General features: G+C 70.5%; 12 protein-coding genes. 3 read left to right on the top strand and 9 right to left on the bottom strand.

The genetic code is table 11. The features are described from left to right. Positions 1–135 precede the first annotated feature (135 nt). Positions 136–786 (top strand): phosphatase PAP2 family protein, encoded by a 651-nt coding sequence (locus tag ACFWI4_RS12560; protein ID WP_387194322.1) that lies wholly within the window; start codon positions 136–138, stop codon positions 784–786. Here the strand turns inward: ACFWI4_RS12560 and ACFWI4_RS12555 are convergent. From ACFWI4_RS12555 to ACFWI4_RS12520, 8 genes are all read right to left on the bottom strand, one after another. Then, entirely contained in the window at positions 725–2563 is a 1839-nt protein-coding gene (locus ACFWI4_RS12555; protein WP_387194319.1) for a chitinase, read from the bottom strand. The genes ACFWI4_RS12560 and ACFWI4_RS12555 overlap by 62 nt on opposite strands. A 122-nt stretch (positions 2564–2685) precedes the next feature. Then, complete coding sequence (locus ACFWI4_RS12550) at positions 2686–3144, bottom strand: hypothetical protein (RefSeq protein WP_387194316.1); 459 nt, start codon at positions 3142–3144, stop codon at positions 2686–2688. Positions 3145–3271: 127 nt separating this feature from the next. Beyond that, complete coding sequence (locus ACFWI4_RS12545; RefSeq protein ID WP_385403881.1) at positions 3272–4699, bottom strand: NAD(P)/FAD-dependent oxidoreductase; 1428 nt, start codon at positions 4697–4699, stop codon at positions 3272–3274. 30 nt (positions 4700–4729) lie between these two features. After that, positions 4730–5530 (bottom strand): ABC transporter permease, encoded by an 801-nt coding sequence (locus tag ACFWI4_RS12540; RefSeq protein WP_339131907.1) that lies wholly within the window; start codon positions 5528–5530, stop codon positions 4730–4732. Further along, complete coding sequence (locus tag ACFWI4_RS12535) at positions 5531–6454, bottom strand: ABC transporter permease (protein ID WP_385403884.1); 924 nt, start codon at positions 6452–6454, stop codon at positions 5531–5533. Further along, positions 6454–7608: an ABC transporter ATP-binding protein gene (locus ACFWI4_RS12530; RefSeq protein ID WP_387194342.1), complete on the bottom strand. Its 1155-nt coding sequence runs from the start codon at positions 7606–7608 to the stop codon at positions 6454–6456. Before ACFWI4_RS12530 ends, ACFWI4_RS12535 begins: the two co-directional genes overlap by 1 nt. Before the next feature lie 5 nt (positions 7609–7613). Further along, a complete protein-coding gene (locus ACFWI4_RS12525) occupies positions 7614–8861 on the bottom strand; it encodes a spermidine/putrescine ABC transporter substrate-binding protein (protein WP_387194311.1) in 1248 nt (415 codons plus the stop codon). 76 nt (positions 8862–8937) lie between these two features. Beyond that, positions 8938–10464 (bottom strand): gamma-aminobutyraldehyde dehydrogenase, encoded by a 1527-nt coding sequence (locus ACFWI4_RS12520; RefSeq protein WP_387194308.1) that lies wholly within the window; start codon positions 10462–10464, stop codon positions 8938–8940. Between the two features lie 178 nt (positions 10465–10642). Here ACFWI4_RS12520 and ACFWI4_RS12515 point away from each other — a divergent pair, with 178 nt between their 5' ends. Next, entirely contained in the window at positions 10643–11236 is a 594-nt protein-coding gene (locus ACFWI4_RS12515; protein ID WP_387194305.1) for an NADAR family protein, read from the top strand. Positions 11237–11598: 362 nt separating this feature from the next. Beyond that, positions 11599–13125 (top strand): MFS transporter, encoded by a 1527-nt coding sequence (locus tag ACFWI4_RS12510; RefSeq protein WP_387194302.1) that lies wholly within the window; start codon positions 11599–11601, stop codon positions 13123–13125. A 36-nt stretch (positions 13126–13161) separates the two neighbouring features. Here the strand turns inward: ACFWI4_RS12510 and ACFWI4_RS12505 are convergent, their stop codons facing one another. Beyond that, on the bottom strand, positions 13162–13962 hold the full coding sequence (locus ACFWI4_RS12505) for a hypothetical protein (RefSeq protein WP_387194299.1): 801 nt from the start codon (positions 13960–13962) through the stop codon (positions 13162–13164). Positions 13963–14159: the final 197 nt, after the last annotated feature.

Below are 14159 nucleotides of genomic sequence, written 5' to 3'. Positions count from 1 at the left end.
CACCGGAACCAACCACCCTTTTCCGGGGCGGCCGACTCCCTCTCTTCTTCTCCGCCGCTTCCCCGCCGGCGCGGCTCGCGCCTTTCGCCCGGGCCCTGTTCCGCGGCGGCTCCGGACGATGGCAGGCTGTCCCCCATGCCCCGCTCGTCCCTCTTCTTCGGCCTGCCCGCGCTCTGCTTCGTCCTCATCACCTGGCAGGTCGTGGCGGGCGGCCCGCTCGTGCGGCTCGACGAGCGGCTGAGCGGCGCCCTCGTCCACCCGGACCGGTTCTCCGAACTGCTGGCCGACCTGGGAAGCGTCCAGGTGGCGGTTCCGGTCCTCCTGCTGGCGCTGGTCCACGTCGCCCTGCGGGGCCGCGCCACCGGTCTGGACCGATGGTGGCTGCCGCCGGCCGCCGCCGCGGTCCTGATGGCCCTCGTCCCCGCGGTGGTCGTCCCACTGAAGGAACTGATCGCCCGGCCGGGCCCCCCGGTCATGGGGCCCGGCACCGGCTTCTACCCCTCGGGCCACACGGCCACCGCGGCCGTCGCGTACGGCGCCGCCACCCTGCTCCTCCTCCCCCTGCTCCGCACGGCGGGCGCCCGGGGCGCGCTGCTTTGCGTGTGCGGCGCCCTGAACGCCTGCGTGGCCTTCGGTCTGGTCAGGCGCGGCTACCACTGGCCACTGGACGTCGTGGCCAGCTGGTGCCTCTGCGCGGTGCTGCTGGGCTGTCTGCGGCTGTTCGTCAGCCGAAGTACGCGTCGAAGGTCCGCGCGAACTCCCCTCCTCCGAACCGGTCCCAGTTGATCGACCAGGTCATCAGACCGCGCAGCCCCGGCCAGGTGCCATGCGTCGCGTACGAGCCGCAGTTGGTCTTCCTGGTGAGGCAGTCGAGGGTCTTGGTGACCTCGGCGGGAGCCACGTAGCCGTTGCCGGCGTTGGTGGTGGCGGGCATGCCGATGGCTATCTGGTCCGGGCGCAGCGGCGGGAAGACGTTGGCCGTGTCGCCCGCGACCGGGAAGCCGGTCAGGAGCATGTCGGTCATCGCGATGTGGAAGTCGGCGCCGCCCATGGAGTGGTACTGGTTGTCGAGGCCCATGATCGACCCGGAGTTGTAGTCCTGGACGTGCAGGAGGGTCAGGTCGTCGCGGAGGGCGTAGATCACCGGGAGGTACGCTCCGGCGCGCGGGTCCTGGCCGCCCCACTTCCCGGTGCCGTAGTACTGGTACCCGAGCTGGACGAAGAACGTCTCGGGGGCCATGCTCAGGACGAATTTCGAGCCGTACTTGGCCTTCAGGGTCTTCAGGGCCGAGATGAGGTTGACGATCACCGGGGTGGTCGGGCTCTTGAAGTTCGTGTCGCTCGCGTCCAGGGAGAGCGAGTGGCCCTCGAAGTCGATGTCCAGGCCGTCCAGGCCGTAGGTGTCGATGATGTTCGAGACCGAGGAGACGAAGGTGTCGCGGGCGGCCGTGGTGGTGAGCTGGACCTGTCCGTTCTGGCCGCCGATCGAGATCAGCACCTTCTTGCCCGCCGCCTGCTTGGCCTTGATCGCCGCCTTGAAGTCCGCGTCGCTCTCGACCGTGGGGCACTCGGTGACCGGGCAGCGGTTGAAGCGGATGTCGCCCGAGGTGGCCGAGGTCGGTTCGCCGAAGGCCAGGTCGATGACGTCCCAGCTGTCGGGCACGTCGGCCATGCGCGTGTAGCCGGCGCCGTTGGCGAAGCTGGCGTGGAGGTAGCCGACGAGGGCGTGCGTGGGCAGGTCGGAGGAGCCTCCGCCTCCGCCGCCTCCGGAGCCCGCCGAGGTGGTCGCGGTGACGGTCGCCGACTTCGCGGACTCGCCCGCGTCGTCGGTCGCGGTGACCTGGAAGGAGTACGCGGTGGAGGCCGAGAGCCCGCTCACGGTGGCGGAGGTTCCGGTGACGGTCTGGACCTTGGCCCCGTCGCGGTAGACGGCGTACCCGGTCGCGCCGGGCACCGCCGTCCAGGACAGGCCGACCGAGGAGGACGTGACCGTGCCGGCCGTGAGACCGGTGGGCGCGGCCGGCGGCTGTCCCGCGGAGACGCCGGGGCCGGTCAGCGAGAGGTCGTCGGCCCAGTAGGCGCCGGTGCCGTACCAGCCGTGCGTGTAGATCGTGACCTGGGTGGTGGACGCGCCGGTGCGGAAGGTGGTGCTCAGCTGCTGCCAGTCGGTGGCGGACGGGGTCCAGGTGCTGACGTCGGTGGTGCCGGTGCCGGTCGCGCCGAGGTAGACGTAGGCGCCGCGGACATAGCCGGAGAGGGTGTACTGCGCGTCGGGCTTCACGGTCACGGTTTGCGAGCACTGCGCGTAGTCGCTGCCGGCCGGGGTCGCCATCATCGCCGAACTTCCGCTGTGCACGGGTGAGTTGACGGTGGTGGACGCCGTGCAGGTCCAGCCGCTCAGGCCGGACTCGAAGCCGCCGTTGCGGGCGAGGTCGGCGTCGGCCGCGCTGGCGGCCGACGAGAGCGCGACGAGGCCGGGCACGGCCAGGGCGGCGGCCGCGGACGCGGCGAGCAGCCTGCGGCGACGGCGTGCGAGGGGTCTGCCGGGTCGGGTGGGGTCCATGACTGCCTCCGGGCATGGGGGAGTTGGAGGAGAGAACGCGCGCCCAACTTGGTCCAGACCAATTCGGTTGTCAAGTCCCCCGGCAGGCAGCGGAGTTCGCAGGCCCGCCGGAGGACGGCCCCTCACTCCCGCCGGTGCCTGTTCGCAGCGAGGCCCGCCGCCGCCTCGTGCATGGCCAGTTCCAGCAGGGCCGGGTCCGTGAGGGTGCCCGAGCCGTCCGGCGGGACCAGCCAGCGGACCCCGCCGGTCGCCCGTCCGGGGTAGGGCACCACGATCCAGGTGCCGTGGCCCGCCGTGCGCACCCCCGTGCCCAGCCAGCGGGCCGCGGTGCCCGCGGGCACGAAGAAGCCCATCCGGGCGTCACCGAAGTCGACGAGCACCGGCCCGGGCTGGTCGAGCACCCGGGTCAGGACGTCGAGCGTCGGGTAGCCGAGCTCGCCCGGCAGGATCAGGACGTCCCAGGCCTTCCCCGCGGGCAGCAGCGCGATCCCCCGCGGATTGCGCTCCCACTCCCGACGGCAGGCCTCGGGGTCCGGAGCCACCGATGAAAGCCACTCGACCGCCGCCTTGGGCCCTGTCATGACGGAACCTCCCTCTCGTGTCGACGCGGGTCGCGTCACAGGGGAGAGGGAGGTCCGGGTCGTGCATTACGCGGGTTCAGGCCACGATTCGGCGGCGGCCGCGTACGGACCCACCGCCCGCCGTCCGTCAGCTGTCGAAGCCGAGGCCCAGCTTGTCCATCGTCTTCAGCCACAGATTGCGCCGGCCGCCGTGCGAGTCCGCCCGTGCCAGCGACCACTTGGTGAGCGCGATGCCGGTCCAGGCGAACGGCTCGGGCGGGAACGGCAGCGGCTTCCTGCGGACCATCTCCAGCTCGGTGCGCTCGGTGCGCTCCCCCGCCAGCAGGTCGAGCATCACCTCCGCCCCGAACCGGGTGGCGCCCACACCGAGGCCCGTGTAGCCGGCCGCGTAGGCGACCTTGCCCTGGTGGGCGCTGCCGAAGAACGCCGAGAAGCGGGAGCAGGTGTCGATCGCCCCGCCCCAGGCGTGCGAGAAGCGGACGTCCTCCAGCTGCGGGAAGCAGGTGAAGAAGTGCTCGGCGAGCTTGGCGTAGGTCTCCGGGCGGTCGTCGTACTCGGCGCGCACCCGGCCGCCGTACGGGTAGATCGCGTCGTAGCCGCCCCACAGGATGCGGTTGTCGGCGGACAGCCGGAAGTAGTGGAACTGGTTCGCCGAGTCGCCGAGACCCTGGCGGTTCTTCCAGCCGACGGACGCGAGCTGGTCGGCGGTGAGCGGCTCGGTCATCAGCGCGTAGTCGTAGACCGGGACGGTGAACGCGCGGACGCGCTTGACCAGGTTGGGGAAGATGTTGGTGCCCAGGGCCACCCGGCGGGCGCGGACCGAGCCGTACGGGGTGCGCACGGCCATGCCGGCGCCGTACGCCTTCAGTTCGAGGGCGGGCGTGTGCTCGTAGACCCGCACTCCGAGCTCGACGCACGCCCGCTTGAGTCCCCAGGCCAGCTTGGCCGGGTGGAGCATCGCGACCCCGCGGCGGTCGTGCAGCCCGGCCAGGAAGGTCGGGGAGTCGACCTGTTCCCGGACCGCGGCGGTGTCGAGGAACTCGATGCCCTCGGCGAGGCCCCTGCGCTCCAGCTCCTCGTGCCACTCGCGCAGTTCGGCCGCCTGGTGCGGCTCGGTGGCCACGTCGATCTCGCCGCTGCGCTCGAAGTCGCAGTCGAGGGAGTAGCGGGCGACGGCCGCCTCGATCTCGTCGAGGTTGCGGGCGCCCAGCTCCTCCAGTTTCGCGATCTCGTCCGGCCAGCGGGTCAACCCGTTGGACAGGCCGTGGGTGAGGGATGCGGCGCAGAAGCCGCCGTTGCGGCCCGAGGCGGCCCAGCCCACCTCGCGCCCCTCCACCAGGACGACGTCCCGCCCCGGGTCGCGCTCCTTGGCGATGAGCGCGGTCCACAGTCCGCTGTAGCCGCCGCCGACGACGAGCAGGTCACAGGTCTCGGCTCCGGTGAGCGCGGGCTCGGGGTGCGGCTTGCCGGGGTCGTCCAGCCAGTACGGGACCGGCTGGGCGTCGGAAAGGGATTTCGTCCACTGATTACCACGGGTCATGGCGCTCGGGGCCATGATTTCAACTCCCTACGAAGGTGAAAGGCGTTATGCCTTCTGCCTGTTCCGGCGATTTCCGATGATCATTCCGGACAGGACGAACAATACGGCGACGAGGAACATGGCCGTACCGATGACATTGATCTGAACGGGTGTTCCGCGCTGTGCCGAACCCCAGACGAACATGGGGAACGTGACGGTCGAGCCCGCGTTGAAATTGGTGATGATGAAATCGTCGAAGGAGAGCGCGAAGGCGAGCAGCGCGCCCGCGGCGATTCCGGGGGCCGCGATGGGCAGGGTGACCCGCAGGAACGTCTGCGCCGGGCCGGCGTAGAGGTCCTGGGCCGCCTGTTCCAGCCGCGGGTCCATCGACATGACACGGGCCTTGACGGCCGTGACCACGAAGCTGAGGCAGAACATGATGTGGGCGATCAGGATCGTCCAGAAGCCCAGCTGGGCGCCCATGTTGAGGAACAGGGTGAGCAGCGAGGCGGCCATGACGACCTCGGGCATCGCCATCGGCAGGAAGATCAGCGAGTTCACGGCGCCGCGTGCGCGGAAGCGGTAGCGGACGAGCGCGAAGGCGATCATCGTGCCGAGGACGGTGGCCCCGATCGTCGCCCAGACGGCGATCTGGAGGCTGAGTCCGAGCGAGCCGCACATGTCGGCGACCCCGCACGGGTCCTTCCAGGCGTCGGTGGAGAACTGCTGCCACTCGTAGTTGAAGCGTCCCTTCGGCTTGTTGAAGGAGAACACGGTGACGACGACGTTCGGCAGCAGCAGATAGCCGAGGGTCAGCAGTCCCGCGATGACGACGAGATGGCGCTTGAGCCAGGTGACGACGGACATTTAGACCAGATCCTCCGTCCCGGACCGGCGGATGTAGACCGTGACCATGAGCAGGATCGCGGCCATGAGGATGAAGGAGAGGGCGGCGGCCGTCGGATAGTCCAGGATCCTCAGGAACTGGGTCTGGATGACGTTGCCGATCATGCGGGTGTCGGTGGAGCCGAGGAGTTCCGCGTTGACGTAGTCACCGGCCGCCGGGATGAAGGTGAGCAGCGTTCCGGAGACCACGCCCGGCATCGACAGCGGGAAGGTGACCTTGCGGAACGTCGTCCAGGGCTTCGCGTACAGGTCGCCCGCGGCCTCGTGCAGCCGGCCGTCGATGCGCTCCAGCGAGGTGTAGAGCGGCAGGATCATGAACGGCAGGAAGTTGTACGTCAGCCCGCACACGACGGCCAGTGGTGTCGCGAGGACGCGGTCGCCCGCCGTCCAGCCGAGCCAGTCCGTGACGTTCAGGACGTGCAGCGTGTTCAGCGTGTGCACGACCGGGCCGTTGTCGGCGAGGATCGTCTTCCAGGCCAGGGTGCGGATCAGGAAGCTGGTGAAGAACGGGGCGATCACCAGGATCATGATCAGGTTGCGCCAGCGGCCCGCCCTGAAGGCGATCAGGTAGGCCAGCGGGTAGCCGAGCAGCAGGCACAGGATCGTGGCGGCGGCCGCGTAGAAGACCGAGCGCAGGAACTGCGGCCAGTACTCGGCGAGCGAGTCCCAGTAGGTCACGAAGTGCCAGGTGACCTTGTAGCCCTCCTCCAGGGAGCCCGTCTGCACGGAGGTGGAGGCCTGGTAGATCATCGGCAGCGCGAAGAACACGACCAGCCAGAGCAGGCCGGGCAGCAGCAGCCAGTACGGGGTCCATCTGCCGCGCTTGCGCGGCGGCTTCTTCTCGGGGGTCGGCGTCACGGGTGGCGCCTCGGTGACGACGGCCATCAGGCGGCCTCCTCCTCGGCCGTGTCGACACCGGCGTCGATGTCCTGGGCCGCGTCGAGGCCGAACGTGTGCGCCGGGCTCCAGTGCAGGACGACGTCCGCGCCGGGGACCAGCCGCGGGTCCCGCTCGATGTTCTGGGCGTAGACCTCGAACTCGGGGCAGACGGGGGTGTCGATGACGTACTGCGTGGAGACGCCGATGAAGCTGGAGTCGGCGATCTTGCCGGTGATCCGGTTGCGGCCGACGGGTATCTCGCCCGCGTCGTCGGCGTGCGTGAGGGAGATCTTCTCCGGGCGGACGCCGACGAGCACCTTGCCGCCGGTGCGCGCCGGGGCGGAACAGCGCGCCTCGGGCAGGACCAGCTTGCCGCCGCCCGCCTTCAGGACGATGTCCGCGCCGCTCTTGGAGTCGACCTCGGCCTCGATGAGGTTGGACGTGCCGAGGAAGTTGGCGACGAACGTGGTCTTCGGGTTCTCGTAGAGGTCGGCGGGCGCGCCGAGCTGCTCGACCCGGCCCGCGTTCATCACGGCGACCGTGTCGGCCATGGTCATGGCCTCCTCCTGGTCGTGCGTGACGTGCACGAAGGTGATGCCGACCTCGGTCTGGATCCGCTTGAGCTCCAGCTGCATCTGGCGGCGCAGCTTGAGGTCGAGGGCGCCCAGCGGCTCGTCGAGGAGCAGCACCCTGGGGTGGTTGATCAGGGCGCGGGCGACCGCGACGCGCTGCTGCTGGCCGCCGGAGAGCTGGTGGGGTTTCTTGCGCGCCTGCTCGCCGAGCTGGACCAGGTCGAGCATGTCGTCGACCTGCTTCTTGACGCTCTTGATCCCGCGCCGGCGCAGGCCGAAGGCGACGTTCTCGAAGATGTCCAGGTGCGGGAAGAGGGCGTACGACTGGAAGACGGTGTTCACCGGCCGCTTGTAGGGCGGCAGGTACGTCACCTCCTCGTCGCCGAGGTGCACGGTGCCGGTGGAGGGCTCCTCCAGGCCGGCGATCATGCGCAGGGTGGTGGTCTTGCCGCAGCCCGAGGCACCGAGCAGGGCGAAGAAGGAGCCCTGCGGAACGGTCAGGTCGAGCGGTTGTACGGCGGTGAAGCCGTTGTCGTAGGTCTTGCTGATCCCGGTGAGGCGGACGTCGCCGCTGGTTTCTGTCGTCATCATCGTCACGCCCCTGTGAGCTTCGCGAACTTCTCTTCGTAGGCCGTCTCTTCCTTCTGGCTCAGCGAGCGGAAGGAGTGGGACCGGGCCTGCATGGCCTTGTCGGGGACGATCAGCGGGTTGTTCGCCGCGTCCTTGTCGATCTTGGCAAGGTAGGGCTTCACGCCTTCGACGGGAGTCGCGTAGTTGATGTACGCGGCGAGCTCGGCGGCCTGCTGAGGCTCGTAGTAGAAGTCGATCAGCCGCTCGGCGTTCGTCTTGTGACGCGCCCTGTTGGGGACCAGCAGGTTGTCGGTCGACGTCATGTAGCCGCTGTCCGGGATGACGAAGTCGACGTCCGGGCTGTCGTGCTTGAGCTGGACGATGTCGCCGGCCCAGGCCACACAGGCCGCGATGTCGCCCTTGGTCAGGTCGGACGTGTAGTCGTTGCCGGTGAAGCGGCGGATCTGGCCCTTGTCGACGGCCTTCTGGAGCCGGGCTATCGCCGCGTCGAAGTCGTCGTCGGTGAACTTCGACGGGTCCTTGCCCATGTCGAGCAGGGTCATGCCCATGGTGTCGCGCATCTCGGACAGGAAGGAGACCCGGCCCTTGAGCTTCGGGTTGTCGAGGAGGTCGGAGACCGACTTCACCTCGATCCCGTCGAGCGCCTTCTTGTTGAAGGCGACGATCGTCGGGATGCCCTGCCAGGGGTAGGAGTAGGCGCGGCCCGGGTCCCAGTCCGGGTTGCGGAACTGCGGCGACAGGTTGGTGTAGGCGTGCGGCAGGTTGGACGGGTCGAGTTTCTGGACCCAGCCCAGGCGGATCACGCGCGCGGCCAGCCAGTCGGTGAGGACCATCAGGTCCCGGCCGGTGTCCTGGCCCGCGGCGAGCTGCGGCTTGATCTTGGCGAAGAACTCGTTGTTGTCGTTGATGTCCTCGGTGTACTTCACCGTGATGCCGGTCCGGCGGCGGAACGTGTCCAGCGTCGGATGGTGCTTGCCGCTGTCGTCGAGGTCGATGTACTCGGTCCAGTTGGAGAAGTTGAGGGTCTTCTCCGTGGCCGAGTGGTCCTGGGCGGACGTGCCGCCCTGGGTCCTGCCGGCGGCGGGGATCCCGCAGCCGCTCAACGCCCCGAGTCCGCCGACGGTCAGCGCGCCGCCCGCGGAGGCGCGCAGCAGTGAACGACGGGTGAGGGCCGCCCTGCCGTTCCGGAGGCTGCGCCGCATCGCGGCCAGTTGTACCGGGGACAGGCGTTCGGGCTCGTACTGCTCCATGCTCTGATGCCCTTTCGGAAGGGTCGCGGCCGTGGTCGCGGCCTGGTGTGCCACTGGGCCGTAGCCGGTGTACGGGCTACGGCCGGTCCCCGAAGACCGTGCGGTGCCAGTCCTTCTCGGCTACCGCGGTGTTGTCGAACATGACGTGCTTGACCTGCGTGTACTCCTCGAAGGAGTAGGCGGACATGTCCTTGCCGAAGCCGGATGCCTTGTATCCGCCGTGCGGCATCTCGCTGATGATCGGAATGTGGTCGTTGACCCACACACAGCCGGCCTTGATCTCGCGGGTCGCGCGGTTGGCCCGGTAGACGTCACGGCTCCAGGCGGAGGCCGCGAGTCCGTACGGTGTGTCGTTGGCCAGCGCGATGCCCTCGTCGTCGGTGTCGAACGGGAGCACCACGAGGACCGGGCCGAAGATCTCGGCCTGCACGATCTCGCTGTCCTGTGCGGCGTCGGCGACGAGCGTGGGCGCATAGTACGCGCCGCTCTTGAGGTCTCCCTGGGGAGCCTCGCCGCCGGTCACCACGCGCGCGTAGCCGCGGGCCCGGTCGACGAATCCGGCGACCCGGTCGCGCTGCGCGTGCGAGATCAGGGGGCCGAGGTCGGTGCCGGGTGCGAAGGGGTCGCCGACGCGGACGCCCGCCATCAGGGCGGCGGTGCGCTCCACGAACGCGTCGTAGAGCGGCCGTTGCACGTACGCGCGCGTGGCGGCCGTGCAGTCCTGGCCGGTGTTGATGAGCGAACCGGCGACCGCGCCGTTCACCGCGGCCTCCAGGTCCGCGTCGTCGAAGACGAGGAAGGGGGCCTTGCCGCCGAGCTCCAGGTGCAGGCGCTTGACCGTCGAGGTGGCGATCTCGGCGACGCGCCTGCCGACGGCGGTCGACCCGGTGAAGGACGTCATGGCGACGTCGGGGTGGCCGACGAGGTGCTCGCCCGCCTCCTTGCCCAGGCCCGTGACGATGTTGATGACACCGTCCGGGATGCCGGCGTGGGTGGCCGCCTCGGCGAACAGCAGGGAGGTGAGCGGGGTCAGTTCGGCGGGCTTCAGCACGATCGTGTTGCCGGCCGCGACCGCCGGGAGGATCTTCCAGGCGGCCATCTGGAGCGGGTAGTTCCAGGGCGCGATGGAGCCGACGACGCCGATGGGCTCCCGGCGCACGTACGAGGTGTGGTCGCCGGAGTACTCGCCGGCCGACTGCCCCTGGAGGTGCCGGGCGGCGCCCGCGAAGAACGCGGTGTTGTCGATGGTGCCCGGGACGTCGAACTCACGGGTCAGCTTGAGGGGCTTTCCGCACTGGAGCGACTCGGCCTGGGCGAACTCCTCGGCCCGCTCGGCGAGCACGGCGGCGAACCGGTGCAGCGCGTCGGACCGCTCGCCCGGCGTGGTGGCCGCCCAGCCGGGGAACGCGGCGCGGGCGGCGGCGACGGCCGCGTCCACGTCCGCGGTGCTCGCCAGCTCGTAGGTGTACACCTCCTCGCCCGTGGCGGGGTTCACGACCGCGTGGGTACGACCGGAGGTGCCCTTCGTCAGACGGCCTCCGATGTACTGCGCGCCGTCCGCGAGGCGGTCCTGCGCCTGGAAGCGATGGCCCGGATTGTGCATGTCGCTCTCCTCCGCCGCCCTCCCCGTCGAGACGGGGGTCGGCGTAGCTCCAGCTCGATTTGAGTGCCGATCCTGGCAGAGCAAAGGGACTCCAACAAGTGATTCCGTTGTTGCCTTTTGGTTACGCGACGGAATCCTTTGACCAGGTGTCGAGTCCCCCTGGTAAAGGCAGGACGGAATGTCAGTGGTGCGTGCCACAGTGGCGTGCATGGGGAAGATCGATACGCGGGACGCGCTGGTCAGTGTCGTCGAGTCGGGGACGCGAGTGAAGTACCTGCACTTCTGGGGGCACCGCCCGAGGGCCGACGGCCAGGTCGGAGCGGCCTGCCTCAGCCAGTGGTGGCCGTCACCCTTCGTGGTCGGAGGGGTCTCCTACGCGACGGCGGAGCACTGGATGATGGCGTCCAAGGCCCGCCTCTTCGGGGACGCGGAGGCCGAGGAGCGGGCGGTCGGCGCATCGAGCCCCGCGCTCGCCAAGAAGGCCGGGCGGCTGGTGCGCGGTTTCGACGAGGCCGTGTGGGAGCGGGAGCGGTTCGGGATCGTGGTGGAGGGCAGCGTCCACAAGTTCGCCGCCGATCCGGGCCTGAGGACGTTCCTGCTGGGCACGGAGGGCCGGGTGCTGGTCGAGGCGAGCCCCATGGACCGCATCTGGGGCATCGGTCTCGCCGCCGACGACGAGAGAGCCGCCGACCCGCGCCGCTGGCGGGGGGCGAACCTGCTGGGCTTCGCCCTGATGGAGGCACGCGAACAATTGCGCGGGCCGCTGGCCTGAGGAGGAGCCGAAGCCGGGGGCTCCGGGGGCGGTGTCCGCGGGGGCGGGGGGCGGTACGGCTTCGCGGGGGCCCGGGCCGCGGGCACCCCGGGGAGCACGGGTGGCCATGTGGCCTTGCGGGGCTCCTCGCCGGGGTCGTGGGCGGGGGTGGTGGTGTGGGTGCCCGGATGCGGGGGTGGGGGAAGCGGCCGAGACTGTGGCCGTGACCGGCATCGATGCGTCGCGGGACGAGACCGCGTCCACAGGACCCCGTACCCCCAACCAGTCGCTCGCGCTGGCGGCGATGCTCTTCGCCGTGGCGATGACGTTCATCGACCAGACGATCGTCTCCATCGCCGCGCCGGACATCGCCGCTGGCGGCGATGCTCTTCGCCGTGGCGATGACGTTCATCGACCAGACGATCGTCTCCATCGCCGCGCCGGACATCGTGCGCGAGCTGGGCCTGTCCGCGTCCGGCATGCAGTGGGTGGTGAACGCCTACCTGCTGTCGCTGGCCGCGTTCTTCGCACTCGGCGGACGTCTCGCCGACCTGTTCGGACCACGCCGAGTGGTCGTCGTCGGCACCCTCGTCTTCGTGATCTCGTCGGTGCTGTGCGGCTGTGTGCCCAAGGGCGGCCTCGCCCAGACCTGGCTGATCGTGTTCAGGGCGACCCAGGGGCTCGGCGCCGCCCTGCTCTTCCCGGCGGCACTGGCCGTGGTCGTGGCCGTCTTCCCCATCGAGCGGCGCGGCCGGGCCCTGGCCCTGTTCTTCGGGCTGTCGGGTGCGCTGACGGCCATCGGCCCGCTGCTGGGCGGCTGGCTCACGGCGTGGACCTGGCGCGCGATCTTCTGGGTCAACGTGCCCGTCGCCGTGGTGGCACTCGTCCTCACCGTCATGGCGCACATCCCCGACCGACGGCGGCAGGAGTCCCTGGACCGGGTCGGGGCGCTGCTCATCGCCGTCGGCATGGGCCTGAGCGTGCTCGGTTTCCAGCAGGCCGGGTCCTGGGGCTGGGGCAGCGTGGCGACCTGGGCCTGCATCGCGGGCGGCCTCGTCGTCCTGATCGCCTTCTGGCGCTACGAGCGGGACAGGCGCCATCCGCTGGTCAATCTGGCGGTGTTCCGGGACAAGGCGTTCACCGTGAACTCCCTGGTGCTCTTCTTCGCCATGCTCGCGTTCGTCCCGGTGTTCTTCTTCGCCTCGGTGTACGCGCAGGTCTCCCTCAGCGCCTCGCCCAACCAGGCCGCGCTCTACCTGCTCTACTTCTTCGCGGGCTTCGCGATCGCCTCCCAGTGGGGCGGCCGCATGCTCGACAAGCAGGGCGCCCGGCCGGCCATGAAGATCGGCACGATCCTCGGCGCGATCGGGTTCTACCTGTGGGCCGGCAAACTGACCGACCTGTCCATGCACGACCAGTGGCCGTACGTGGCCCTCGCGGGCGCGGGCATCGGCTTCATCCTGGCGCCCGCGTCCACCGACGCCGTCAACCGGTCCATCGGCGCCTCCTACGGCGAGGTCACCGGCGTCACCCAGACGGTCCGCAACTACGCGGCGAGCGTGGGCCTCGCCGTCTTCGGCACCATCCTGACCCACACGACGACGGACAAGGTCGTGTCGACGCTCACGTCCCACGGCATGACCTCGGCCCAGGCCCACGACGTGGCCGACGACATCGCCCAGGCCATCACCGGCAACGCCGACACCCAGCAGCCCACGGGCACCGGCGCCGCCGCGTCGACCATGCGCGAGGTCATGTCGAGCGTGCGGACGGACTTCGCCGAGGCCAACCAGTACGTCTTCTACGGCATGGCGATCGCGCTCGCCGTCGGCTTCCTGTGCGCCCTGCGCCACCCCGGAGGCCGAGGCGGGACGACGGAGGAGGCGGAGAAACCGGCCCCGGACGCGTGAGCAACAGCGCCGGACCGGTCCCCGCAGCGGCCCGGGTCAGTGCCGGTGGGTCACCAGGGACGTGGAGAAGCCGTCGCCGCCCGAGTCCTTGCCGCCCTGGTCCTGGGCGACGAATGCGATGAGGACGAACACGCCGACGGCCAGGACGAGTCCGACGGCTCCGCAGATGACCCCGGCCAGCGCCTGCCCGGAGTTCGTGGCCTCGCCGCGGCGGGCCCTGGCCCCGCCGATCAGCCCGAAGATCACGGCGAGGACGCCCAGCACGATCGCCAGCGGCCACACGATGAACAGGACCGCCGCGAGGATGCCGAGCACGAGCCCCGCGGTTCCCAGCCCATTGCTCGCCACGGGCCGGGCGACGGGCCAGCCGTAGCCGTACGCGCCCGGGTGACCGGCCCCGACGGGAGCGCCGGGGTGCTGGGGGAGGCCGGTGCCGTAGCCGTAGCCGTACGGGAGGCCCGGACCGTCGGGGGCGATGGGCGGCGGGGGGACGTGCTCACCGGGGACCGGCTGCGGGTAGGGGGTGCGGGCGGGCGGCGGGGCGAAGGGGTGGTGCCCCGCGGGCGGGGCGAAGGGGTTGTCCCAGGGTCCGGCGCCGGAGTTCCCGGGGCCGGGCGGTACCTGCGCGCCGGGCAGCGAGGTGATCGCAGGAAGACCGTACGCCGGAGGGGGCTCGGCACTCCCCCGTACGCTCCCCCCGGCCGAGGCGATCTCCTCGGGCGGCGCCCACGGGTCGAACTCCGGTTCCCCGGCGGCGGACGCGGACCGGTCCACGCCGGGGGCGGATATCTCGTCCGCGTCGCGTGGGGCTGTCGGGCTCTGGGCGTCGTCGGACATGCGCGAGGTCCCCTCTCTCGTACGTTCCGTCATGCTACGGCCCGGGCCGTTCCGCGGATCTCCCGCGTACGGGGGCCCGCCCGTGCCCCGCGCGGGGCACACCGCCCCGGAGGCCGGGGGCCGCCTACGATGATCCCGAACCGTCGATCAGCCGATCATCCGCGTCCCGCCGAAGCCGGCACGGGGACGCCGTTCCG

This window comes from Streptomyces sp. NPDC127038, assembly GCF_042725875.1.
Classification (GTDB): Bacteria; Actinomycetota; Actinomycetes; order Streptomycetales; family Streptomycetaceae; genus Streptomyces.
This window is presented reverse-complemented; position numbering and strand designations above follow the sequence as displayed.

Bases quoted from the DNA above. Each gene is read 5' to 3' on its own strand.
- ACFWI4_RS12520 (WP_387194308.1), bottom strand. From the start codon at position 10,464: ATGCACAATCCGGGCCATCGCTTCCAGGCGCAGGACCGCCTCGCGGAC.
- ACFWI4_RS12545 (WP_385403881.1), bottom strand. From the start codon at position 4,699: ATGGCCCCGAGCGCCATGACCCGTGGTAATCAGTGGACGAAATCCCTT.
- ACFWI4_RS12525 (WP_387194311.1), bottom strand. From the start codon at position 8,861: ATGGAGCAGTACGAGCCCGAACGCCTGTCCCCGGTACAACTGGCCGCG.
- ACFWI4_RS12530 (WP_387194342.1), bottom strand. From the start codon at position 7,608: ATGACGACAGAAACCAGCGGCGACGTCCGCCTCACCGGGATCAGCAAG.
- ACFWI4_RS12505 (WP_387194299.1), bottom strand. From the start codon at position 13,962: ATGTCCGACGACGCCCAGAGCCCGACAGCCCCACGCGACGCGGACGAG.
- ACFWI4_RS12550 (WP_387194316.1), bottom strand. From the start codon at position 3,144: ATGACAGGGCCCAAGGCGGCGGTCGAGTGGCTTTCATCGGTGGCTCCG.
- ACFWI4_RS12560 (WP_387194322.1), top strand. From the start codon at position 136: ATGCCCCGCTCGTCCCTCTTCTTCGGCCTGCCCGCGCTCTGCTTCGTC.
- ACFWI4_RS12510 (WP_387194302.1), top strand. From the start codon at position 11,599: ATGCTCTTCGCCGTGGCGATGACGTTCATCGACCAGACGATCGTCTCC.
- ACFWI4_RS12535 (WP_385403884.1), bottom strand. From the start codon at position 6,454: ATGGCCGTCGTCACCGAGGCGCCACCCGTGACGCCGACCCCCGAGAAG.
- ACFWI4_RS12540 (WP_339131907.1), bottom strand. From the start codon at position 5,530: ATGTCCGTCGTCACCTGGCTCAAGCGCCATCTCGTCGTCATCGCGGGA.
- ACFWI4_RS12515 (WP_387194305.1), top strand. From the start codon at position 10,643: ATGTCAGTGGTGCGTGCCACAGTGGCGTGCATGGGGAAGATCGATACG.
- ACFWI4_RS12555 (WP_387194319.1), bottom strand. From the start codon at position 2,563: ATGGACCCCACCCGACCCGGCAGACCCCTCGCACGCCGTCGCCGCAGG.